This is a genomic window from Chitinophaga oryziterrae (genome assembly GCF_009758125.1).
GTDB classification, from domain to species: Bacteria; Bacteroidota; Bacteroidia; order Chitinophagales; family Chitinophagaceae; genus Chitinophaga; species Chitinophaga oryziterrae.
Genome location: NZ_WRXO01000005.1, coordinates 235,262 through 258,510, shown reverse-complemented (window position 1 = coordinate 258,510; position 23,249 = coordinate 235,262). Strand labels below are relative to the sequence as shown.

Annotated in this window: 18 protein-coding genes; 7 read left to right on the top strand and 11 right to left on the bottom strand. The window is 43.0% G+C overall.

The genetic code is table 11. The features are described from left to right. Nucleotides 1-77 precede the first annotated feature (77 nt). Nucleotides 78-740, top strand: coding sequence for a hypothetical protein (locus tag GO495_RS18670; RefSeq protein ID WP_157301238.1), 663 nt, complete (start codon nucleotides 78-80; stop codon nucleotides 738-740). A 24-nt stretch (nucleotides 741-764) separates the two neighbouring features. On the opposite strand, the gene GO495_RS18665 is transcribed toward GO495_RS18670, so the two are convergent. Next, complete coding sequence (locus GO495_RS18665) at nucleotides 765-3,239, bottom strand: TonB-dependent receptor (protein ID WP_157301237.1); 2,475 nt, start codon at nucleotides 3,237-3,239, stop codon at nucleotides 765-767. Between the two features lie 199 nt (nucleotides 3,240-3,438). On the opposite strand from GO495_RS18665, the gene GO495_RS18660 reads away from it, so the two are divergent. Further along, a complete protein-coding gene (locus GO495_RS18660; protein ID WP_157301236.1) occupies nucleotides 3,439-4,065 on the top strand; it encodes an SCO family protein in 627 nt (208 codons plus the stop codon). Between the two features lie 18 nt (nucleotides 4,066-4,083). Then, the gene (locus GO495_RS18655) at nucleotides 4,084-4,512 is read left to right on the top strand and encodes a Fur family transcriptional regulator (protein WP_157301235.1); all 429 of its coding nucleotides are present in this window, start codon (nucleotides 4,084-4,086) and stop codon (nucleotides 4,510-4,512) included. Nucleotides 4,513-4,556: 44 nt separating this feature from the next. Here the strand turns inward: GO495_RS18655 and GO495_RS18650 are convergent, their stop codons facing one another. The 3 genes from GO495_RS18650 to GO495_RS18640 form a co-directional block, all read right to left on the bottom strand. After that, nucleotides 4,557-6,281, bottom strand: a complete 1,725-nt coding sequence (locus tag GO495_RS18650) for a M3 family oligoendopeptidase (RefSeq protein ID WP_157301234.1) — start codon at nucleotides 6,279-6,281, stop codon at nucleotides 4,557-4,559. A gap of 662 nt (nucleotides 6,282-6,943) precedes the next feature. Beyond that, nucleotides 6,944-7,576 carry a DUF5606 family protein gene (locus GO495_RS18645; RefSeq protein WP_157301233.1) on the bottom strand — a complete coding sequence of 211 codons (633 nt, stop codon included), beginning with the start codon at nucleotides 7,574-7,576 and terminating at the stop codon, nucleotides 6,944-6,946. A 181-nt stretch (nucleotides 7,577-7,757) separates the two neighbouring features. Next, nucleotides 7,758-9,527 (bottom strand): lamin tail domain-containing protein, encoded by a 1,770-nt coding sequence (locus tag GO495_RS18640; RefSeq protein WP_157301232.1) that lies wholly within the window; start codon nucleotides 9,525-9,527, stop codon nucleotides 7,758-7,760. 122 nt (nucleotides 9,528-9,649) lie between these two features. Between GO495_RS18640 and GO495_RS18635 the strand changes: the two genes are divergently transcribed. Both GO495_RS18635 and GO495_RS18630 read left to right on the top strand, forming a co-directional pair. Beyond that, a complete protein-coding gene (locus tag GO495_RS18635; RefSeq protein ID WP_157301231.1) occupies nucleotides 9,650-10,639 on the top strand; it encodes an aspartate-semialdehyde dehydrogenase in 990 nt (329 codons plus the stop codon). Between the two features lie 306 nt (nucleotides 10,640-10,945). Continuing rightward, nucleotides 10,946-11,197, top strand: a complete 252-nt coding sequence (locus GO495_RS18630) for a hypothetical protein (RefSeq protein ID WP_012788212.1) — start codon at nucleotides 10,946-10,948, stop codon at nucleotides 11,195-11,197. Nucleotides 11,198-11,350: 153 nt separating this feature from the next. On the opposite strand, the gene GO495_RS18625 is transcribed toward GO495_RS18630, so the two are convergent. The 4 genes from GO495_RS18625 to uvrB form a co-directional block, all read right to left on the bottom strand. After that, nucleotides 11,351-12,019: a DUF2461 domain-containing protein gene (locus GO495_RS18625; protein ID WP_157301230.1), complete on the bottom strand. Its 669-nt coding sequence runs from the start codon at nucleotides 12,017-12,019 to the stop codon at nucleotides 11,351-11,353. 44 nt (nucleotides 12,020-12,063) lie between these two features. After that, the gene (locus tag GO495_RS18620; protein WP_157301229.1) at nucleotides 12,064-13,146 is read right to left on the bottom strand and encodes a porin; all 1,083 of its coding nucleotides are present in this window, start codon (nucleotides 13,144-13,146) and stop codon (nucleotides 12,064-12,066) included. A gap of 307 nt (nucleotides 13,147-13,453) precedes the next feature. Then, on the bottom strand, nucleotides 13,454-14,842 hold the full coding sequence (locus tag GO495_RS18615) for an ammonium transporter (RefSeq protein WP_157301228.1): 1,389 nt from the start codon (nucleotides 14,840-14,842) through the stop codon (nucleotides 13,454-13,456). A 440-nt stretch (nucleotides 14,843-15,282) separates the two neighbouring features. Further along, complete coding sequence (uvrB, locus tag GO495_RS18610) at nucleotides 15,283-17,334, bottom strand: excinuclease ABC subunit UvrB (protein WP_157301227.1); 2,052 nt, start codon at nucleotides 17,332-17,334, stop codon at nucleotides 15,283-15,285. A gap of 161 nt (nucleotides 17,335-17,495) precedes the next feature. Here uvrB and GO495_RS18605 point away from each other — a divergent pair, with 161 nt between their 5' ends. Next, complete coding sequence (locus GO495_RS18605; protein ID WP_157301226.1) at nucleotides 17,496-18,293, top strand: S1/P1 nuclease; 798 nt, start codon at nucleotides 17,496-17,498, stop codon at nucleotides 18,291-18,293. A gap of 44 nt (nucleotides 18,294-18,337) precedes the next feature. Here the strand turns inward: GO495_RS18605 and GO495_RS18600 are convergent, their stop codons facing one another. Then, entirely contained in the window at nucleotides 18,338-19,261 is a 924-nt protein-coding gene (locus GO495_RS18600; RefSeq protein WP_157301225.1) for a PfkB family carbohydrate kinase, read from the bottom strand. A gap of 272 nt (nucleotides 19,262-19,533) precedes the next feature. Between GO495_RS18600 and GO495_RS18595 the strand changes: the two genes are divergently transcribed. Beyond that, entirely contained in the window at nucleotides 19,534-20,034 is a 501-nt protein-coding gene (locus GO495_RS18595; protein WP_157301224.1) for a hypothetical protein, read from the top strand. Between the two features lie 111 nt (nucleotides 20,035-20,145). Here the strand turns inward: GO495_RS18595 and GO495_RS18590 are convergent, their stop codons facing one another. Both GO495_RS18590 and GO495_RS18585 read right to left on the bottom strand, forming a co-directional pair. Beyond that, nucleotides 20,146-22,161 (bottom strand): OmpA family protein, encoded by a 2,016-nt coding sequence (locus GO495_RS18590; protein ID WP_157301223.1) that lies wholly within the window; start codon nucleotides 22,159-22,161, stop codon nucleotides 20,146-20,148. Between the two features lie 17 nt (nucleotides 22,162-22,178). Beyond that, nucleotides 22,179-23,189, bottom strand: coding sequence for a PorP/SprF family type IX secretion system membrane protein (locus GO495_RS18585; protein WP_157301222.1), 1,011 nt, complete (start codon nucleotides 23,187-23,189; stop codon nucleotides 22,179-22,181). Between the last annotated feature and the right edge of the window lie 60 nt (nucleotides 23,190-23,249).

Sequence of the window (23,249 nt, the reverse complement as noted above, 5' to 3'; positions counted from 1 at the left end):
CTTTCCTTATGAGTTATAAGCTTTTAAATAATCCTCTTTACAAGCTAAATCCTTACTGTTAAACTGCGCACAATTGTATGAAAAAGCCACTGCTTGTTACATGCCTCTTTATTCTTAGCGGACTGGCAACATTTGCCCAGACAACTAAATCTATTGGCAGAGCTACTTATCTGAAGGTAAATCCGGCTACCCTCATTAATGAACTGGACATCTCTCTTGAACAGGAACTCACAGAAAAAATAAGCCTTGAATTAGGAATCAGTGGTATCTATACAGATTATCCCGATTATGTGCTGGCAAAAAAAGTAGACATCGGTCAGAAAAAACCGGATATCAGCACAGAACAATTTGTTGATGCCCGCGGCCTCGGCTTCCGTGCAGGTATGCGCTGGTATATCTTTTCTACAAGAGATGGCCTGTCCCGCGTAATGGGCACCTATTTTCAACCCGTCCTCTTCTATAAGAAAGTATTCTATCCCAACCAGGAAGTAACACTCAATAATACCCTCTACAAAGAATCCGGTGATAAAAACGTTTTCGGATTACAGTTACTACTGGGAAGACAAATTCAGAAAGATAAATTGGTCCTCGATCCATTTGTCGGTATTGGTGTCCGCACCAAAATATACCGCTACCAGAATTTTAATCTTGAAAATGGAGCTGTACAGGTTAACAACGGACGACTTGTAAGCATACTGCCAAGTCTGCAGATAGGCATTAAGCTGGGATTCAAAATGTAGTGCTGCGCCAAAAGACGCAGCATATCAGAAAGGTACTATCGCTTTCACACTAAAATTTCTTCCCATATTATATATACCGGAACGCCCGTTCGGCGATGCCGTATAATATTCAAAATATTTAAGCCGGTTCATATTCGCCTGGTAGGCAGTGTTGAACACATTATCCAGTTGCAGGAACAACTCACAAACCGTTTTCCCCTCTCTGCCAGTCAGTGTAGTACCAGCCCCCAGATTAATTAAGGTATACCCCGGTGTAAAAGTCTCCGTATGGTCTACCCCATAAAAATGCGACTGATCAGCATACGCATCCACCTCTGCTCTTCCATATATCTTTGAGAAGATGCCGTAACTCCTGTTCATCACCGCCCTTAACTCTGAACGCACATGCAGCGGCGGAATAAAAGGCAGGTACCGCGCCTGATCCCCATGCGTTTTGATCAATGCATCATTCTTATTCAATCCTTCCGTATAGGCTGCACTGCTATTCAGCGATAGCCATTTAATGCTACGCGGATGCAGGTTTACACTCACTTCCCCTCCATATAACTGCGCCTTCGACTGCTGGTACTGATACGTTGCATTCCCAGGTACGATCACCACCGGCTGACCATTGGCATCATACAACAGCGACTGATATATATAATTTTCTATCTGGTTATGGAACATCTCCACACTGATATCCAGGTCTTCCAGGTAAGCCAGGAAACCAATATCCTCCTGTAAACTGAACTCAGGTCTGAATCCCCTGTTCCCCAAATAAACGATATGCGCTCCCGGATCAAGTCCGTTGGAACCTATCTCTGTGATATTCGGCGCCCGGTATCCCCTGGCAACATTTGCCTTTAGCAACAAACGCTCACTGATATTATAGGTAACACCCAAACTTCCTGACACTCCACTATAATGATGTGTAAATGACGGGAACTGTAAACTGGCTCCTGCCGTATCCGGCAAAGTGACCTTCCGGTTAAAACCATTACCGGCATCCGGTCCTACATAAAAATCATTCCAATGAATATACCGGTTATCATATCTTAATCCACCTGAAACATCCAGTTTCCCGAAAGACTTCTTCGCAAAGAAAAAGCCACCGATATCAAACAGGTTATAATCCGGAATGGGAAAATCAGTCGCATTTTTACTTCTATTCACCTGGTACATACCATTCACGCCTACTGTAGTTTCAATGCCCTCCCACACCGGAAAATTATACCGCACATCATAATTGAGTGTATTTAATACTACATCCAGTCCGGGTTGTGCCGGTAAAGTAGGGTGATTGAACTCCTGACGGATACTCTTTTGTAAACCGATAGTAGTATATACATCTCCAAACTTACTGCGGTTATACACCCTGTAATGCTGTATATGTTGATGCAGCGGATTGATTTTATAAGCGTTCAGCAGATCATCGGGGACAATAGGACGATTCCTGAGATCATCCTCCGGCGCTTCATATATCTGCCGGGTGAATTTCCGGCTCAGCGAATCACGGCTGCCATCCGGTATCTCCTGCTGGTTATCGTACGCGGTAACGCCCCATACAGAATATCCCCATGACTTATCCACCCTGGCCATCGCAGAAAGATTATACTCCCGGAAAGCTGTTCCGTACACCAACCCGTCTACCTTGTTCCGGTAATTATGCGCCATCTTTCCCGAAGCCCGGAACGCATATTTCCAATCACCCTTCCGGTAGGCTAATCCCAGGGAAGAAGCCGCCATGCCATTATTGGTATGATAATCCATCAGAAAACTTCCTTTCAGCTTTCCCTCTTCTCCAACAGGAATATCGGGTATCATATTAATTACCCCCGCCAGTGCATCAGATCCATAGGTAAGACTGGCAGGCCCTTTCACCACTTCAGCCCGGCCAATTCCATACTGGTCTACTTCAATGCCATGTTCATCTCCCCATTGCTGCCCTTCCTGTCTTACCCCATCATACAGCGTCAATACCCGGTTATATCCCAGGCCCCTTATAAAGGGTTTCGAAATATTAGGCCCTGTGGTAACTGCGCTTACCCCCGGAATCCCTTTGATAATAGCATCTATAATGTTATTGTTCACATTCATGTTCATCTCCCTTTTGCCAATAGTCGCAATGGGAATAGGGTTCTTTCTCACGGCGGTAGCCCGCGAAACACCCGTCACTACAATTTCATTTAATCTGGACAAGTCCTCTTTCAAACTGATATTCAGCACCACCGTTTGCCCGGCAGTTACCGTTGCTTTTACTTTTTCCGTCTGGTATCCCATCATCGAAATGGTCAACTCATATGTACCGGCAGTTACATCCTTTATAATAAACTGCCCGGAGGCATTTGAAGTGGCCCCGGTATTTTGCCTGGGAATGACAATATTGGCAAATTCGACCGCCAGACCACCAGTCGTCACTTTCCCCCGGATGGTCCCCTGCTGCCCAAAAGCCTCACTGGAAATAAGGAGTATAAATAAGCCCGGCAAAAGAATCCGCCAGAGAGTAGAAGTTCTATCCATTAAATATATTTTTTACAAACTTATTTTTATTATTTCACTAATAGATAATTATTATTTAGGCTAGCCTAAATAATAGTGTGTAATTCTCCGGAAAAACGGTATTGGGACCGTTGTCAATATAGTTATTTACGCAACACTGCTGCATAAACATAATTAGCTAATTGTGTACTACCTTTGTATAGAATTAATGATTGGTGGAATGTCTAAAAAGATTGTTTTTTATATAGTTTTCTTTGCCCTGCTTGGTATAGTTTTTCTTGGCTATTCCGGTTATGTGATTAAGTCAGAGCAGGGAAGTTTCTTTGGGAAAGAGAAATTACCCGTGCTGGGAACAAACGGGCATTATATCGGGGGCTTCTCTTTTGTGAACCAGGAAGGCCGCACGATTACCAATAATGATGTGAAGGGAAAGGTATATGTGGCCGAATACTTTTTTACGACCTGTACCGGTATTTGTCCTAAGATGAATGCCAACATGCAGAAAGTATACGCTGTTTACAAAAATGAACCCGACTTCCGTATATTATCGCATACCGTAGATCCCGAAAACGACAGTGTCCCTGTATTGAAGGCCTATGCAGAATTACATGGTGCCGACCCGAAAAACTGGTGGTTCCTTACCGGCACCAAAAAAGAACTGTATAACCTTGCCCGTCAGGGATACCTGGTAGATGATGGTACTTACACCGGTGAGGACGACTTTGTACATACCCAATGGTTTGCGCTGGTAGATGGGGAAGGAAGAGTAAGAGGATTATATGAAGGGACTAAAAAACCTGATGTAGATAAACTGATCTCTGACATAGCCCGCCTTCTGAAAGAATAGTAAAAGAATAAATGCATCATGAGCAACAAGACTAAAGCAAGTATTACAGATATGCTCAGAGCCAGTAATCTCAGCATAACAGATACACGCGTGAAGATACTGGAGCTGTTCATAGACAGCAATGGCGCACTGGAACACAGTAGTTTTGAAAAACTGGCCGGTCATAGTTTTGATCGCGTTACAGTTTACCGCACCTTACAAACTTTCCTTGATAAAGGAATCATTCATAGCATCCCTACTACGGATACCTCTATACGTTACGCACTTTGCAAATCGGATTGTTCCGAACATGATCATCATGATCATCATATCCATTTCAAATGTGAAGAATGTGGTAATACCATCTGTCTGGATGAGACCACTGTGCCTGAGATACAATTACCCAAAGGGTATGCCGCACACAATATTGATGTGGTAGTAAGCGGGGTATGTAAAGAATGTAAATAGAAAAAGCTCCTCACGGAGCTTTTTCTATTTAGAGAAAATTATGTTTAACTGATCTTATCAATTTCCTGCTGTACAAAATTCGCCAGCTCTTTTACATAATCAGGAGAGAAATCAAACCTGATTCCCGCTGCTTTATACAACTCAGGTAATGTACGTGTACTACCCAGGCTAAGCGCCTTTACGTAATTATCCAACGCCTGTTGTTTGTTTTCTTTATACTGCTTCCACATAGCAATAGCTCCTAATTGAGCAATCCCGTATTCAATATAATAGAATGGCACTTCAAACAGATGCAGTTGCCTCTGCCAGCTGATAGCACGATAATCTTCCCAGCCAGTCCAGTCTACTGCAGAAGTAGAAAAATCATTCAGGATCTGAATCCAGTTAGCAGTACGTTCTTCTACGGTGTGATGTGGATGTTCATATACCCAATGCTGGAATTTATCGATAGTAGCTATCCATGGGAATATGGAGATAGAGCGTTCCAGCTGTTGCAGTTTAGCTCTGCGTAACTCTTCCCCATCCTTGAAGAAGATATCCCAGTAGTCCATCGTAAACAACTCCATGCTCATGCTGGCCACTTCAGCGATCTCCATAGGATATTCCTTGAACGCACTCAGTTTCAGGTGATGGCTCAGGAAAGAATGTACCGCATGTCCACCTTCGTGCACCATAGTGGTAAGGTCTTTCATTTGTCCGGCAGCGTTCATGAAGATGAATGGTACACCGGTTTCTGCCAGCGGGCAGTTATATCCACCGGGAGCTTTGCCCTTACGGCTGTCCAGGTCCAGGCGTCCCATCCGCTGCATTACACGCAGGCAGTTACCAAAGAAAGGCCCCAGTTCGTCGAAGGTCTCGATGGCTTTATTCACCAGTTCTTCTCCGGTATGGAAAGGTTCCAGAGGTTTGACACCTGCCGGTTCAGCTTCTGTATCCCAGGGTTTCAGTATATCCAGGTGCAGCTTCTCACGTTGCTTTTCCTGCAGGTTTTTCACCAGTGGTATAATATGTTCTTTGATGGCAGCATGAAACTGGAAACAATCTTCTTTGGTATAATCAAAGCGGCCCAGCTCTTCAAACTTGTAATCGCGGTAATTGGCAAAACCGGCATTCTTAGCTACCTGGTCTCTCTTTTCTACCAGGGCAGTATACAATGTATCGAAAGCAGCTTTGTCTTCCAGCCGGCGGGCGGCCGTTTTGCCAAACACTTCCTCTCTCAGTGCACGGTCGCTGTTCTCCAGGAACCTGGCAGCCTGTTGCAGGGTATATTCCTGTCCGTTCACGTTGATGGTCATCTTACCGGCAATAGCGCCATATTGCTGAGACATTACACTCAGTTCTGCCAGCAGTGGCACATTCTCTTCCCGGAACAGTTTCACTTGTTTCCGTACACTGCGCAGGTAAGTAGCATATAATTCCTGGTCCAGGTCCTTTACCCATTCGCAGGCCAGTAGTTTTTTGTTCAGTGCATCAGCATAAGGTTGCAGCTTAGGCTGAATTTCCATGCAGAAGTAGGTAAAGGCATCTTCCAGCACCTTATCTGTGGTATCGCAGGTCATGCGGATCTGACGCCAGCAGGCATCCTCACTTATTACAGCTTCCAGCTCACTGACATCTTTTAACCATTGTTCCAGCTCAGATACATTTCCTAGTGGTCTTTGCTGCAGCTCTTCGAAATAAGGCTGCAAGGCATCCCAGGTGGTAATTGTAAAATTTTCCGGCAACAGGGTCCGGGGCTGTTTCTCAATATTTGCGTCTAATGTCTTCATCTTACTAAAATAAGAAATTATGAATCAATCCTTACAGATGAGATACTACTGATATATACCCGAGATTCTAAGTTCCTACGTTCATCCTACGTTCAGAACGTAGGATGAACGTAGGAACTTAGAATCTCTATACTATTCAGAGTACTATCCTATCAGAAAGTTACCAATTTTTATGAATATTAGTTAAAATAACACCGCCAGGTAGTGCTTCTGGTTGATTTATTAACCCCTTCCAGGAGACAAGCTGGTATCATCAGGAAGACATCGAGTGTTCGGAAAGTGTTTTGGGAGAGTCTATATCTTGAACATACGTTGAACATAGGTAGAACATACTTTGGTCGTTTCTGAAGCATCATCAAAGTATGTTCAACCTATGTCCAACGTATGTTCAACGTATGCTCAAGACCTAGACTCTCTCCGAACTCTCTCCGATGACACTGTTAATTTGTATAAGTCCTGAATAGTACGGAGAGGGAAGCCATTATATTATGGCAAAAAACAGATATGCCATTTCAAAATAAACTGATTTCCAATTATTTGGGATATATTTTGAGGAAAATCGAAACTGGTGCACTACCCACCACTACTTGTTCAAATGCAAATGCCTGGCGCAAAACGCATTCGCGTAAGGCACCAGGCATCGGGCAATGAATATATTGCTACTATTCTTCGGTCTTCTTCTTCTTAACAACCTTCTTTTTAGGCTCTTCTTCACCTTCAGCAGCAGGAGTCTCTTCCTTTTTAGCTTTGGCTTTCTTCGGAGCTTTCTCAGCGGAGGCTTCAGGAGCGTCTTCTTCTTTCGCTGCTGCTTTTTTAGGCTTGGCTGTTTTCTTAGCCGTACTTTCTGCTGCCGGCGCTTCTGCCTCAACAGTTTCAGCAACTGGTTCCTGACCTTCTTCAGCTACTTCATCGAATCTCAGGAGATCGTTCGCTTTAAGGATCACATACCATTTAACCATCTTCTTCATATCGCTCACATATACCCTGTCCTCATCAAAGGAAGGGAATACGTTTTTGAAGTAAGCTTTGACAGCATTATTATCGGCTTTCGCATCAAGTGGGGCCGTTTTCGCTTCCTGATCCTGCATGGCTTTAAAAACCTCTGACAGATTCACGTTCTCTCCTGTGGTAAATACTTCAATACTTTCCAACGGGGTAAAATTATGGACGCGGGAACTCACAAACCGGGTGCTCTTGTCTTCCAGAGATCTTACGATAGCACCATCCTGTTTGCTGGCGATCAATTGAAACAAACCACCCAAACCGGTTACTGCAACTATTTCTCTATACTGCATGTTCAAATTTTTAGGAAGGCAAATATAAAAAATCGTTTTCATCCGACAAATTGATGATTTGCCTTAATTAGCTTATAATGACGAATAAGTGCATTTAATGAATAATTAATTCAAAATGATTCGCTTAATTAATCTACCTACATTAATTGACTCTGACAAATGATCTCTTTGACACGAGCAACTAGTTGCTCCTTTTTGCCAGTACTATTGGTAGTTTCCAGCGCTTCACCTGCCCTTTCAGATCAAACATCTCAGTAAACACTATGTATATACCTTTGGGCAGTATCTTATTGGACTCACCCAATCCATCCCATATCATTTGTCCCTTCAACCCCAGTAAAGTATTATGCTGCAGGTAGCGGACCGGCCTTCCCCCGGCATCATAAACAGTAATATTGGTTACGTAACCAGGTGCTGGTAGTGCATAACTGATCACTGCCACATCATCTTTACCATCATTATCCGGAGAAAATATTTCCGGTGTGATAGTCAGCTCTCCCGGTAAGGCCGCTGTCTGCAATTGCTGGGAGTTCACACTGCCCGGTGTGGCATAACCAGCCGTAGAGGCGGCGGAATGCCAGTTATGAGGGTCCTGTGTTGGCATTCCGGCATCCAGCCGCTCCAGTGAAACGCCTTTGGTATTATCAGCAAGAGCAAACTGCATATCATCAGAATAATGCAATTCATCAAGGATAGCCCCTCCCGGTCCCAGTAATATGATGGTCCCTTCCTTATTGATCAGCGCCGGAAGGGCCATCTTATATATATTCTCCGGTTGTTTACAATGATACCGCATACATAATGCCTCTTCGTCTGAAGTGAAAGCCGCATAGGCCCCTGGTAATAATAATAAACCGGTACTGCTCAACGCGACCGAATCTCCCGGTTTCCCTTTAGAAAAGTACAGCTCTTTCAGGTTCACCGCATTTACTCCCCGGTTATACAACTCAACAAATTCAGGTGTACCATCATATAATATCTCATTGATCACCACATCACCGGTACCAACCTTATAATAAAGGAAGGAGGTATTAACGGGTGCTACCTGGTTACCAGTCATATCCCGGACCCCTCTGACAGTTAACCGGCAACTATCTCCATTCGGAAATGGACTATCCCATAACAATCTGATACAGCTATGCTGAAAAACAAGGGAAGCAGGGGCCTGAACGTCATTTATAAGAAAGTCTCCCTCCATATAAACACTATTGCTGTCTAATGGTTCAGAAAAACACAGGTCCAGCTCCCTGTCGCCTACCACCTGTAGTGATAATAACTCCGGAGCTACAGTATCTTTCACTAAGCGACCGGCTACCACATCATCAAAGAAATGCTTCTCAAAAAAAGAAGCCGTAGACTGTTTCACAGCAAACCCCATATACCGGGCGTTTCTCAAAGAGGAATCTTTCACACTGCCTTCCAACATATAATTAATACCTGTACCGCTATCATCTACCCATAAGCTCCATTTATAGTCTTCATCACAAATTACCTTTACTTTTAAAACACTGGATGAATGGTCTGTGATCCCATCCCTGCCATCAATCATCATTATTGGTGTCGCATTTACACTTTTTCGGTAAAGGCACACCTCATCTTTGGTATTCCCTATACGCACAAAATACCCTTTAACAGCAGTTGATAAGAGGTTGGCAGAATCTGCCATCAGATAAACATCTGCATAATTAAGGGAAGAGGTATTAAAGTCCAGCCGCATCCACCATTCCCAGCTATAGGGAGCAGTGGCAAAAGAAGGCGTGACAACATAGAAACTGCTGCTGGCCTGCCGGAAATGGCTTTGCAGCATGCCATTCTTCACCTGCCAGGCAGTATCAGTGCCTTTCCAGGAAACGGCCGAGTCTATGTGCGGGTAACTAAAATGCTCCTGTAGCTGAGCATAGGTGCCAACTACCCGCAGCAACAGGCAGCAACAAACAATGGGAAATCGCATTTTTTAAAAATTTTGGTCGGTTAAGGCCGGAAATTAGTGAATTTCTATGATTCTGTATATGGCATTGAAAACCGCATTGGTTACCTTAAATTTGCATTTCCAAAAATTTAAAATGTAAAACAATGAAAGTTGCCGTAGTAGGAGCCACCGGACTGGTAGGCACAAAAATGTTACAAGTGTTGACGGAAAGGAATTTCCCGGTTACAGAGCTGATTCCCGTAGCCTCTGAGAAGTCTGTTGGTAAGGAAGTAACATTTAAGGGCAAGCCTTATAAGGTGGTAAATGCTGATACGGCGATTTCCATGAAACCAGATGTTGCATTATTTTCTGCAGGTGGTAGTACCTCCCTGGAATGGGCTCCTAAATTTGCAGCTGCTGGTATTACAGTAATTGATAATTCTTCTGCCTGGAGAATGGACCCTACCAAAAAACTGGTAGTCCCTGAAATCAATGGTAAAACATTGACCCCTGAAGATAAGATCATTGCAAATCCAAATTGCTCTACTATTCAAATGGTGTTGGTGCTGAATCCATTACATCAGCAATATAAAATCAACAGAGTAGTTGTATCAACTTATCAATCGGTAACCGGTACCGGCGTAAAAGCGGTAAACCAGTTAATGAACGAACGGAAAGGTATAAACGGAGAGATGGCTTATCCTTATCCTATCGATTTAAATGTTATACCACAGATTGATGTTTTCCTCGATAATGGTTATACGAAGGAAGAAATGAAGATGGTGAAGGAAACAACAAAGATCATGGGAGATGACACTATTCGTGTTACAGCAACGACTGTACGTATCCCCGTTATCGGAGGTCACAGTGAATCTGTAAACGTCGCTTTTGATAAAGAGTTCGAACTGAAGGAGATACGTAATATACTTGCAAACACGCCTGGTGTGATAGTGGTAGATGACCCTGCAAATCAGAAATATCCGATGCCAAAAGATGCACATGAAAAGGATGAAGTGTTCGTAGGACGTATACGTAGAGACGAAACTCAACCTAACACATTGAATATGTGGATAGTTGCAGATAACCTGCGTAAAGGTGCCGCCACCAACGCCGTGCAGATTGCTGAATATCTGCATCAGCAAAAATGGATTTAGACCTTTTTTGTTGTAAAAATGAGAGAGAGAAACAGGAAAAAAAAGCTTTCCGCGAACGTATACACGATTTAATTTGAGATATTAGGAGCAAGTACACCGGTACTTGCTCTTTTAGTATCGATTTAAAGAGAAATTAGTATTACCCGACTAAAAATTACACAGAAGTAGTATTGCTTTATGACAGATAAAATCCAATTTTGTTATTAATAATCCTATGCCACTTACTTCTTCCAAAAAAGTGAATTTTAAGAATGTAAGATGCTGAATGAACTAAAATTTACAAATCCGTAAACACCCTTAAGTCCTATGAAAACCAACGCCAATCGTGAGCTGTTACTGATGCACAAGTTTACTGAAGAGTGGAGCACAAATTTTTCTTCACAAGTATCCCGCATCATGAACATTGTAGATCAACATGATACACTGGACGGCATCATACCTATTATAGAGGTAGCCAATGTGTACAATCAACGTTTTGCGCATACTAAAACGGACAAAGAAAACCTTTTGAAGAATCGCAAAGCAAGACCTTTCGAATTTTTAATTCACAAAAACTAACCCGTAAAGATTATTGAGCTGTACTCATCTGCCGGTAGTCGCTGGCAGATGAAGTATAAGCCTTTAAGATGAGAGGATTGTCAATCAGAAGCAACGCACACGCTGAATAGGCCGTTCCGCCCCGGAACAGCCTACACGCGAAGAAAAACATTTCTACTCGGTTACATCCAGCGCTCTATCAAGGAACTTGATAAAAGGCTGCATCACAGCAAATATCTTCAGTATCTCCCTAACCAATGCCGGCTGTATAGCCACATCATCTGTAAGATGATGCCATACCGTAAAACTCTTCAGCTTCAGATAAGCAATGGCCGGGTTATCGGGTAAATATCCCTGCGGGACCGTTTTAAGCGATTCCCCTTCTATCTTCCCAAAATATCGGATAAACTCTTTATTGGATATAATCCGCTGGAACTCCTCAAAGTTATAATCAATCTCCTGCCTTACCTTCTTCAGCACAGCTGCTTCAGGCATCCACAAACCGCCGCCCGCGAAACTATTACCACCTGGTTCCAGGTGAAAATAATAACCAGGCCGGGGCGTTTTACGCCCACCAGGCGCAAAAGCAGCTCCCATATTTGTCTTATAGGGCGTTTTGTCCTTGCTGAACCTAACATCTTTGTAAATACGGAAAGTACAGTCTTTTACCTGTAAGCCAATCAATGCAGCGTCCTGCTTAAACAAACCATCCAATATCTGTTGTACCACACTTTCAAAATCCGCCTTGGCTTCCTGGTAATCCAGCTTATGTTCTTCAAACCAGGGCTTATTATTATTCTTGCTCAGTGATTTTAAAAACTTTAACGTGGGGGGCTGTAGCATGCAATACCTTTTGCCCACAAAATAAAAAAATTATTGTCCCGGCGCTAAAAATGATACGTAGCGGCAAGTAATACATTCGGGGAAGTCCCAACTGGCGTTCCATTACTCTTGTTAAAAATATTTACCGAGGCTTTATCCAGCCGGAACTCGGGGATAATGGTTAAGTTCCCCGCTTTATAATTAAGAGAAAGCGTGCCGGCCAGTACATGCCCCCCGTCCGTACCTGTAAAAGTTTTCAGGCCATCCTTATCCTCAAAGTATTCGCCTCTTAAAGAAAGTCCGCACTTAGGCGTGAAATCAAGGTTAACATACACTGCAGATCCCCACCACTTTTTGGACGATTCTACGTTTTCCTTATCCCGGGTATTGTTATACATACTTACAGTTCCATTGTACCCCAGGCCCAGCAGCGTGTTTACCTGGTAAGTAGCAACAACGTCTATCTGGTGATTCTGTATACCAACGGTATCTCTTCCTTCCAGATAATTGAGGTACAACTTAACAGGCGCTTTTGTAGATGCATATCCCAGTTGGGCGCCTATATATTTCTGGTTACTCCAGGAGGCCGACTTAAAATCCGTAGGATTAAACAGTCCTATCATTGCAGTCCATTCGCTGCTGAACGTGATGTCTGCCTTTACGCCAGTACTGAAAAAAGGCCCATTACTGAACATATAGCTCATGCTGTAATTCCTGTTCAGATAAGCATCCAGCAACTCATATCCTATATGAGTGCCAAAACTTCCCATACTGATCTTTAATTTGTCCAGCACCTGGTAGCTGAGATATAATTGTTTAATAGCCATCTCCATCGTGTTGACCTTATCAGACGTTTCGTTATAAGAAAACTCCGCGGCCCTTCTTCCAAATCCAAGGTCCGCTACTATACTTCCCTTCTTAAAGTCATGCTCCGCTTTAAGCGAAATCATGCCCAGTTCAAAACTGTTGTGGGAATTAGTAAAACTTGTCTTGTTATCTGTACTGTTGCCGTTAAAATTGTACTTATAGTATACGTCTGCGGAACCAGAGATCTTTACTGCGGGGGCTGGTAAAGAGTCTTCTTTTGATTGAGAATAGGCAACAAACAACTGGCAAACTGCTAATGCAGTCAGTAAAACTGTTTTCATGCAATGGGAATTAGGTTGATAAAATGGTGTGCAATTGTTTTTTCGTGGTAGCTGTTCTCTTTGTATCGCCGGAAGGATTGGAAAAAAATAGCTAATAATTTACCAGGAAGGAAAATTTCATGTTAAAACGAAATAAGAAATTGGTTGATAAAAAGAATTAGTTCGGTTGATAAAACGCTACTGATAAATACTTTACTCCTGTTGACTATTAGCTATTCTTTGCTTTTGGGTATCAAACTGATTATTAAATCGTATTGAGATGTTTTATCAGGTTGATAATTATCAACCTGATAAAACACCAGTTATATTAGTCTATCATTTGTTCTTCCTTCAACGAGCCATTATTGTGCACAGTCAATAAGGCAGGATGATAATTTTCGTTGTGCTGTGAAACGTCCAGACCCAGTGATTCATCTTCATCGGATACACGAAGCGGATGGATCAAATCTATCAGTTTAAAGATGCCGTAAGAAACAGTAAAACTGTAACCTACCACGATCAGTAACCCAAGTATCTGGTGTTTTAACAGTTCAAAATTGCCATATAACAAACCATCATTACCCAGGCTGTTTACTGCTTTGGTAGCGAATACACCTGTCAGCAACATACCTACCATACCACCTACACCATGGCAGGGGAATACGTCCAGTGTGTCATCGATAGCTGTCTTTGTTTTATAATGCGCAACCAGGTTAGAAACGATGGCAGCAATAAAGCCGAGCATAATACTCTGAGGAATACCAACAAAACCTGCAGCAGGAGTGATAGCCACCAGACCAACCACAGCGCCGATACAGAAGCCCAGTGCAGAAGGCTTACGACCACGGAGCACATCAAAGAAAACCCATGAAAGACCCGCAGCAGCAGAAGCAGTATTAGTGGTAGCGAAAGCAGAAGCAGCTAATGCATTTGCTCCCAGGGAAGAACCGGCATTGAAACCGAACCAGCCGAACCACAGCAAACCAGTACCCAGCAATACGAATGGGATGTTAGCTGGTTGCAGTTCTTTCTTATCAATATGGTCTTTACGACGTTTCAGTACCAGCACACCGGCTAACGCAGCACATCCCGCAGAAATATGTACTACTGTACCTCCCGCAAAGTCAAGTACACCCAGTTTCGCCAGGATCCCATCAGGATGCCAGGTCCAGTGTGCAATTGGTGCATATACCAACAGGCTGAATAATACCATGAATAAGATGTAAGAGGTAAAGCGGATCCTTTCTGCTGTAGCACCCACTACCAGGGCAGGCGTAATAATCGCAAATTTCATCTGGAAAAGAGCGAACAACAGTAAAGGAATGGTAGGACCACCAGCCCAGGGAGTACCGGAAGCTACCCCTTTAAAGAAGAAGTAAGTAGAGGGATCACCTATTATTCCATGAATAGATGTACCAAATGCAAGACTAAATCCTACTACTACCCATAACACACTAATCACACCTGTAGCAATAAAACTCTGCATCATGGTGTTAATTACATTCTTACGGTTGATCATACCACCGTAAAAGAATGACAAACCAGGGGTCATAAGGAATACCAGACAGGATGCCACCAGGATCCAGGCAATATCACCAGAATTATATTTTCCTTCAGGGTCGGCAAAAAGAGTACCGTTTGGAACGAATACTCCAATTATCGCAACCAAAGCCAGGAAAATAAATGGCAAATAGTCTTGAAATGATGTTTTCTTCATAGTTCTATTAAATTTAAAATCTTCAATAAAAGTATGAATCATAATCAAAACATCAAATAGAGTGGGAGAAAAATAGAATTAATTGAACAAATCATCAGTATTATGGGTCAAACATCAACTATATTATAATAAATGATAATATCAATTATGTTTTTAGCTAATATAAATAATGGGAAAGGGGTTGCTAATCCGATATAATAAATTAATAATCAGATAGATAGAAGTCCGACTATCCATTCGTTAACAATTTTCTAACATTGAGTTGACTGGTGCTACTACAATAAACAGCCGGATGGTCTAATTATATGTAACATAATTAGATAGACATTACAAATAATTGTGTGGATAGCAATTAAAAATTGAATAACCGCAAATATATTAAATATAACCACATGTGTTTTTTATGATCCCGATCATAAAAAACGATCTAAACTGCGGCATTATCGCTTCATTCCGTCTAATTCACGTTGTAGTGCGAACATTTGGTCCCTTAACCTCGCCGCCTCCATAAAATCCAGGTCCCGTGCCGCCTTCTCCATATCCTTCTTCACCTTACCAATTGTTTTCTCCAGCTGCGGGATTGTTTTTGCAGACGCTACCTGTTTGGCATAATCCACTGCATCTTCCGCAACCAGCTGTAACTCATCATGTATAGCCAGCGGAGAGTTCTCATCAAACTCTTTGATTTGCAGCACGGATGTTTGCCCCATGATCTGTTCCTTACTTTTGAGTACCGTCTTTGGCGTAATATGGTTAGCAATATTATAAGCCTTCTGCTTTTCCCGGCGGCGATTGGTTTCATCTATGGTACGCTGCATACTGTCCGTAATCTTATCTGCATAAAAGATTACCAGCCCTTCCACGTTACGGGCAGCACGCCCCGCTGTTTGGGTCAGGGAACGCTCATCTCTCAGAAACCCTTCCTTGTCGGCATCCAGTATAGCCACCAGGGTTACTTCCGGCAAATCCAGTCCCTCACGCAACAGGTTCACGCCCACCAGTACATTAATATTCCCAAGACGCAGGTCCCGCAGGATCTCTATTCTTTCCAGCGTATCCACCTCCGAGTGGATGTAGCGCGATTTAATGTTAATACGTTTCAGGTACTTGTCCATCTCCTCTGCCATTCTTTTGGTGAGGGTAGTCACCAGCACACGGCCCCCGTTCAGTACACGTTTATCTATTTCATCCAGCAGATCATCCACCTGATTTGCACTGGGGCGTATCTCAATCGGCGGTTCCAGCAATCCGGTAGGACGTACCACCTGTTCTACCACTACACCTTCCGTTTGCCGCAGTTCGTAATCACCCGGAGTAGCGCTCACGAAAATCGTCTGGTTTATTACGCTCTCAAATTCATAGAAGTTCAGCGGACGGTTATCCAGGGCAGAGGGCAGACGGAAGCCAAAGTCAACTAATGTCAGCTTACGGGAACGGTCACCACCATACATACCGCCTATCTGGGGAATTGTTACGTGGCTTTCATCTATCACCAGCAGGAAGTCTTTCGGGAAATAATCCAGCAGGCAGAACGGACGCATACCAGGGCTACGCCTGTCCAGGAACCGGGAATAATTCTCAATACCACTGCAATATCCCAACTCGCGGATCATTTCAATATCATAAGTCACTCTTTCTGAAAGCCGCTGCGCTTCCAGGTGTTTTCCGACAGAACGGAAGTATTCCACCTGTGCCAATAATTCATCCTGTATTTCGTAGATGATCTGATGCATCATATCCTTGGGCGCCAGGTAGAGATTTGCAGGAAATATAGCCGCATTTTCCATTGTTCCTATACGCTTGCCTGTCTCTATGTCAAAGCTCTCAATCTCCTCTATTTCGTCCCCAAAGAAGGTAATGCGGTAAGCGTAGTCCACATATGGCAGGTTGATATCCACCGTATCTCCCTTTACCCGGAAATTACCTCTGTTAAAGTCTCCGGTAGTACGGGAATAAAGCGAATTCACCAGCCCATGCAATACTGTATTACGACTAATCGTCTGTCCTTTAAAAATGCGGATGATCCCGTTTTCATAATCCGTAGGGTTCCCCATACCATATATGCAGGATACGCTGGCGACTACGATGATATCCCTTCTTCCGGAAAGAAGATTGGTAGTGGCTCTCAGTCGTAACTTATCCAGTTCCTCATTAATGGAAAGGTCCTTTTCTATATAGGTATCGCTCACTGGCATATATGCCTCCGGCTGATAATAATCGTAGTAAGAAACGAAGTATTCCACAGCGTTATCCGGGAAAAACTGGCGCAATTCACCATACAGTTGGGCCACCAGTGTCTTATTATGGGTAAGTACAAGTGTAGGGCGTTGTACATTTTCTATCACATTGGCTACGGTGAATGTTTTACCGGAACCGGTTACGCCCAGCAGCGTCTGAAAAGCAGCACCGTCCTGTATTCCTTCCGTCAGTTTGGCAATCGCCTGCGGCTGATCGCCGGCAGGTGCATATGGAGCATGTATCTTGAATGGCATAATTAATTAAGATGTAGTGTAGTTCTTCAGGTAGATCAAATTTACTAAACCTGCTTATAGATTCCACAGCAGGGTTCGTCAACAAATGTACAATTTATCAATTCCTCTTTTACAATTCGAAAATCTACCTCACCTTTATGCCCTCATAACCGACTCTGCTTATGCTTAAAAAATGCAGCCCTTTTTTACTGGGCATACTGTTACCGTTCTTCCCGCTTACCACTTTCGCCTGGGGCGTTACCGGCCACCGTGTAGTGGCTGAAATTGCCAGCAGACACCTTACCCCCCAGGCCCGTAAAGCTGTCACCGCATTACTGGGAAAACAAAGTATGGCAATGGTGGCCAACTGGCCCGATTTTATCAAGTCGGATACCACCCACAAATATGACCATACCTCTTCCTGGCATTACATGGACTTCCCCGCTCATTCTTCCCGCCCGCAGTTCGAAGGGCTGATACAAAAAGAAACAGGGGAAAACCTTTATGTAGAAACAGCGTCACTTATTAAACAATTAAAAGACCCGGCTGTGTCCAAAGCAGACAAACAGTTTGCCCTCACTTTCCTCATTCACCTGATAGGAGATATGCACCAGCCATTACATGTGGGGCATCCGGAAGACCAGGGGGGAAACAAGATCAATGTTATCTGGTTCGACAGGCCCACCAATTTACACAGGGTATGGGATGAACACCTGATAGAATTCCAGCAGTTGAGTTATACAGAATATACACAGGCCCTGGATACAGCCTCCGTAACAGAGATCAGACAGTTACAAAGCGGTACTATCAAAGACTGGATGTTCGAATCCAGTCAGCTCGCAGATAAAGTATATGCGCTTACACAGCCTAATGAGAAACTCAGTTACCGTTATAATTACTGGTTTATAAAAGACCTTAATCAACAGTTATTAAAAGGAGGATTGAGATTAGCGGCACTACTGAACAGCATTTATAAATAAAAAAACCGGCCCAGAGAGGCCGGTTTTTTTTATCTTATTCCTGACTATACCAGGTCTATATCAAAGTTTACAAGTTGTACAAACTGTTCCAGGCGGGCGTTGATATCATCCTGGGAGATCTCTCTTAAACGGTCCGTACCAAATTTCTCCACACAAAAAGAGGCCATTGCAGAACCTATGATAATGGCCGTTTTCATATTCTCAAAAGAGATGTCCTTTGTTTTTGCCAGGTGACCGATAAAGCCTCCGGCAAAAGTATCTCCTGCGCCGGTCGGGTCAAACACTTCATCCAGTGGCAGGGCAGGTGCAAAGAACACATGGTTTCCATGGAACAGTAATGCGCCATGTTCGCCCTTCTTGATAATCAGGTAACGCGGTCCCATTGTCAGAATCTTACGCGCTGCCTTTACCAGGGAATACTCGCCACTCAACTGACGGGCTTCTCCGTCGTTCACCATTAGTACATCTACCTCTTTAAGTACCTTTTTCAGATCGTCCAGCGCCACTTCCATCCAGAAGTTCATGGTATCTATTACGATCAGCTTAGGCCTGGTCTTCATTTGTTTTATTACATCCAGTTGTACCTGAGGAGTCAGATTACCCAGTATCAGGAACTCACTGCCCTGGTAGCTGTCCGGTATAGATGGCTGGAATTCCCCCAGTACATTCAGCTCCGTTACCAATGTATCGCGGGTATTCATATCCATATGATACTTTCCGGCCCAATAGAAAGACTTTTCATCCTTCTTTATCTGTACCCCTTCCAGGGCAACACCTTTTGCTTTAAGGGCATCCAGTTCTACCTGTGGGAAATCACCCCCAATCACAGATACCTGGTTGATAGGTTTTATAAAGTTAGAAGCGGCCCATGCAATGTATGTGGCAGAGCCTCCAATAATTCTTCCTGATTTACCAAATGGCGTTTCAATATCATCGAATGCCATAGAACCTACAACAGTGAGCGACATGCTTATTTTTTTTATTGAGTTTAGCTGTAATAAAACTGGGCAAAGGTAATAATAATTAACCGTTATCGTAAGGAACACTTAACGGCTGCAATAAGCCACCAGTAAACACCTTGTTGAATAGTAAAAATAATTCACATGTTTTTCCCGCCTTACCTGTAACTTTTTAAAACAGTAGCCGTTTAACTATTGCATCAGCGCTGAAGTAACCATTTTGTACTAAATAAACGGAACCAATTTTAATCGAGTTATCTAATTTTTTTTAAACGGAAATCATGCTTACAATTAAAAATTATGCTTCTAAATTAGGAGCGGTGGCTATTCTATTGGGTGTAACTTTCGCAGCTTGTAAAGATGATGATGCACCTGCTTCTCCAACACTGCGTAGCAAAGAATTCAAACTGATCAAAGCTATCAGCCTTACTGATTCCACACAGATAGGCACCGTGAAGCTGTCTGAAAACCTGGACAGCAGCGTTAACCTGAGTCTTACATTAAGCAAAACAACAAAAGATACTGCACACAAAGTGTATGTTATCTATGGTGTTGCGGCGACTCCGCTTACTGATACAATATTCAAAGGGAATCTCACAGGTACCGGTGCCAGTGCATCTGTAGATATCTGGAAGAATTTGAAGACCGTTACCGTAAACGGACAGGTACGTAACTTCAGATATGACTCTGCACTTGCTATCAGTGCTTTCGCTAAAGTTCGCTTCAGCGCTGCCAAGGATAGTGTTATCGCTATCGGTAACATCCTTAAATCTGCTAAGTAATTAACACAATAATGGCCGGAATAAAATCCGGCCATTATCTTCGGTTTGTGTCTCGGTTTATAGGATATGGCTCCAGCTTCGGAAAGAAGCCGGACTACCATCTTTGGTTTACTATTTTGATACCTGTGTTACACGTAACACCTTAAATTCAGTCCTTCTGTTCAGTTGCCTTCCTTCCGGATTATCTTTTCCATCAGGCAGCGTATTAGGTGCAATAGGCCTTGTTTTACCGTATCCCTTAGCAATCATACGTGAAATAAAGATCCCTTTGCTGATCAGGTAATCCACGCATGACTGTGCTCTCCGCTGGGACAGTTTTATATTATATGCATCCTTCCCTTTACTGTCTGTATGGGCGCTCATTTCAATAATAATATTCGGATTATCCCGCATGATAGCTACTACGGTATCCAGCACTATTAACGATTGCGGACGCAGTGTTGCCTTATCAAAATCATAATAAATGTCCTTCAGAATAATCGGTTTGCCTATTTCAAAATGTTTAAGACAGATAGTAGGATTTACCAATGAATCAATCCTGACAAGATCATCTGTATTAACATAGATGGCTTTGGAGAAGTAGTTTTCCTTTTCAGCCATGATCTTATAATACTTCTTTGCGTCTACTTCAAAGCTGTAATGACCTGTTTCATCCAGTGTAATCTGTTGCAAGACTTTTTGCTGAATAGTATCCAGTAAAGTTACCTTAGCACCGGTAAGCGGGAGATTATTATCACAATCCAGGATTAACCCATTAATTGTCTTATTTATTTTTTTAACACCAAATAATTCCAGGCAACACACAGACTCCCTATCGGAACTGATATACCCCTTTGCCATTGGATGCATCTTATCTACCGCAGTATAATAAAGGTCATCCTTTGCAGAATTAAATGGTATACCCAAGTTACCGGGTGCTCCCCAGTTACCAATATCGCCTTCGCTCCTGTAGAAATCCAGCCCACCAAGACCTATACGTCCATCCGAGCTAAAGATCAATGCCTTTTTCTCCGCATCATAGAACGGGGCCTGTTCCTCATCCCGGGTATTGATAACAGTACCCAGGTTTCGTGCAGGACCCGGAACACCGTTCTCAAGCATACAGTACCAAAGATCGTTCTTTCCCATACCACCAGGGCGATTAGACGCAAACATCAGGTATTTGCCGTCAGTGGTCACAAAAGGCTGCATAGAAGAATAACCCTCTACGTTCACATTTTGCCCCAATGACTTCGGTTCTGACCATTTGTCTCCTGTTCTTGTACTTATATAAACAGATGCCAGCTTAATATTGTTCTGTGTAGTCCAGCGTGTAAGATAAATAGTATTCCCGTCCGGGCTGACAGTTGCGGCTCCCTGATCCATTCCTTTTGTTTCCGGGATGTTAAATTCTTTGCTGTTACTGAAAGAATTACCTGAACCCGTTGCAATGAAAAGGTTGTTGATATATGGATTCCCTTTCTTCGCCTTCTTTGTATTTTGCATCATACTACTGTCCGGTCTCGAAGACGTATACAGCAACGTATTCTTTCCTATTGTAGCAGGTGCATAGTTTGCCCCGCCTCCATTCAGATCACCTCCCATTTTAACAATTGTAAACCCGGGAACACGACTTGTTTCAGCAATGGCAAATTCACAGCAGGAAATTTCCAGCGTTGCCCTGTTACTGATATCATCTGTATGGGTATACTGTTGTTTAAATTGTTTGAGCTGTTCAAGCGCTTCGGTATACTTTCCGTTGGCGCGTAAACATACGCCGTACCAGAAACGGGCCTGCGGGAAAAGCGTATTATTATTAAAGCTCACAGCCTGTTCATAATACTTCTCTGCATTCCCGAAATCATTATACTGACGATAAGATTCTCCTAACCGGTAAATTACCGATTCGTAGTCTTTGATCTTCCCCGTCTCTTTGCCTTTCATCTCTACAGCGTAAGGCAATATCTGCTCCGGTTTGATCTTAAAAGTTCCTAACGCCTTAGTATAGTATTGGGATGCGGAATAATAATCTTTGGCTTCATAGTAGATATCTCCAGTACGTTTATAATCATATACATACTGCGCCTTTGCGTGGTTAACAATCCATAGTGATGCAATAACCAGCCAGTAGCGTGCAATTTTTTTCATCCGTATTTATTTTATGTTTATAACCGAGGGCAAATGAAGTATTCCTCAGATAATACCCTCCTTTTCCGGCTGATAAAGGATAAGGACAATTCAAAACTGTTGCTCCCATTTACAAGTCTTCTCAAGGAAGAGGTGTTCACATCATAACTCAGTCCCAGTATGAAATTTTTGAAGTGGAACCCTGCAAAAGGAATTGCAGAATCATTAATGCGATAATTCCCCCCTGCCAGGAAATCAAATTCTTCATTTATAAATACTGAAGTATATAAACCAACTACGATTTCTTCAGCATTCCCCTGTCGCAGATATAAGCCATGCGGAGTAAGACTGAATACGTCATTGAGTTTGATACGGGAACCTCCATGTGCCATATATCTTACAGGCAGGCGCTTATTGTCGCCTGATACGAAAGGATCTGTTGGCCGTGTAAGATGTCCTGCGGAAAAACCAACAAATGGGTTCAGTTGATGATTAGGGTTACCATCAAAGAACATGGCTCCGGCAGCTGCATCAAAAACATTTGAAGAGGTTGTATTAATATTTTCACCACTGGGTTTGGAAGGATCAAAACCCATTACAGGATCATACTGACTTCCCAATGTCCATTTAGCCGGATCTATTCTACGGTTGATCATACCAGCCTGAATACCAAATACCAGCTGGCTGGTACCTGTTTCGCCAAAACGTACGCCTCTGTACGAGAAACTGGCCATTGCATTCAGATAATTATAACCGGCATCACCGGCAGACATATTGGTAACATTCACACCAACGCCTATGTTATTAGCACCTGCTGCATCAAAAGAAACACCGGTAGTAGAAAATGGTTTACCAATGTTCACCCACTGATTACGATAGTTGACGCTAACACGGTAGTCACCATCCACAATACCTGTAAGTGCCGGATTTAACCACATAGGGTAAGCATAATATTGTGAAAAATGCGGGTCTACCTGCGCTTTCGTTAAACCGGGCAGGAACATACCAAACAACAACAATACAATAACGAGTGTAATATTATTCTTCATCGTTTTTCTATTAATGGCCGGAATAGCTTAACTGGCTATTCCGGCCCTTGTTATAGTGTT

Bases quoted from the DNA above. Each gene is read 5' to 3' on its own strand.
- GO495_RS18670 (WP_157301238.1), top strand. From the start codon at position 78: ATGAAAAAGCCACTGCTTGTTACATGCCTCTTTATTCTTAGCGGACTG.
- GO495_RS18665 (WP_157301237.1), bottom strand. From the start codon at position 3,239: ATGGATAGAACTTCTACTCTCTGGCGGATTCTTTTGCCGGGCTTATTT.
- GO495_RS18660 (WP_157301236.1), top strand. From the start codon at position 3,439: ATGTCTAAAAAGATTGTTTTTTATATAGTTTTCTTTGCCCTGCTTGGT.
- GO495_RS18655 (WP_157301235.1), top strand. From the start codon at position 4,084: ATGAGCAACAAGACTAAAGCAAGTATTACAGATATGCTCAGAGCCAGT.
- GO495_RS18650 (WP_157301234.1), bottom strand. From the start codon at position 6,281: ATGAAGACATTAGACGCAAATATTGAGAAACAGCCCCGGACCCTGTTG.
- GO495_RS18645 (WP_157301233.1), bottom strand. From the start codon at position 7,576: ATGCAGTATAGAGAAATAGTTGCAGTAACCGGTTTGGGTGGTTTGTTT.
- GO495_RS18640 (WP_157301232.1), bottom strand. From the start codon at position 9,527: ATGCGATTTCCCATTGTTTGTTGCTGCCTGTTGCTGCGGGTAGTTGGC.
- GO495_RS18635 (WP_157301231.1), top strand. From the start codon at position 9,650: ATGAAAGTTGCCGTAGTAGGAGCCACCGGACTGGTAGGCACAAAAATG.
- GO495_RS18630 (WP_012788212.1), top strand. From the start codon at position 10,946: ATGAAAACCAACGCCAATCGTGAGCTGTTACTGATGCACAAGTTTACT.
- GO495_RS18625 (WP_157301230.1), bottom strand. From the start codon at position 12,019: ATGCTACAGCCCCCCACGTTAAAGTTTTTAAAATCACTGAGCAAGAAT.
- GO495_RS18620 (WP_157301229.1), bottom strand. From the start codon at position 13,146: ATGAAAACAGTTTTACTGACTGCATTAGCAGTTTGCCAGTTGTTTGTT.
- GO495_RS18615 (WP_157301228.1), bottom strand. From the start codon at position 14,842: ATGAAGAAAACATCATTTCAAGACTATTTGCCATTTATTTTCCTGGCT.
- uvrB (WP_157301227.1), bottom strand. From the start codon at position 17,334: ATGCCATTCAAGATACATGCTCCATATGCACCTGCCGGCGATCAGCCG.
- GO495_RS18605 (WP_157301226.1), top strand. From the start codon at position 17,496: ATGCTTAAAAAATGCAGCCCTTTTTTACTGGGCATACTGTTACCGTTC.
- GO495_RS18600 (WP_157301225.1), bottom strand. From the start codon at position 19,261: ATGTCGCTCACTGTTGTAGGTTCTATGGCATTCGATGATATTGAAACG.
- GO495_RS18595 (WP_157301224.1), top strand. From the start codon at position 19,534: ATGCTTACAATTAAAAATTATGCTTCTAAATTAGGAGCGGTGGCTATT.
- GO495_RS18590 (WP_157301223.1), bottom strand. From the start codon at position 22,161: ATGAAAAAAATTGCACGCTACTGGCTGGTTATTGCATCACTATGGATT.
- GO495_RS18585 (WP_157301222.1), bottom strand. From the start codon at position 23,189: ATGAAGAATAATATTACACTCGTTATTGTATTGTTGTTGTTTGGTATG.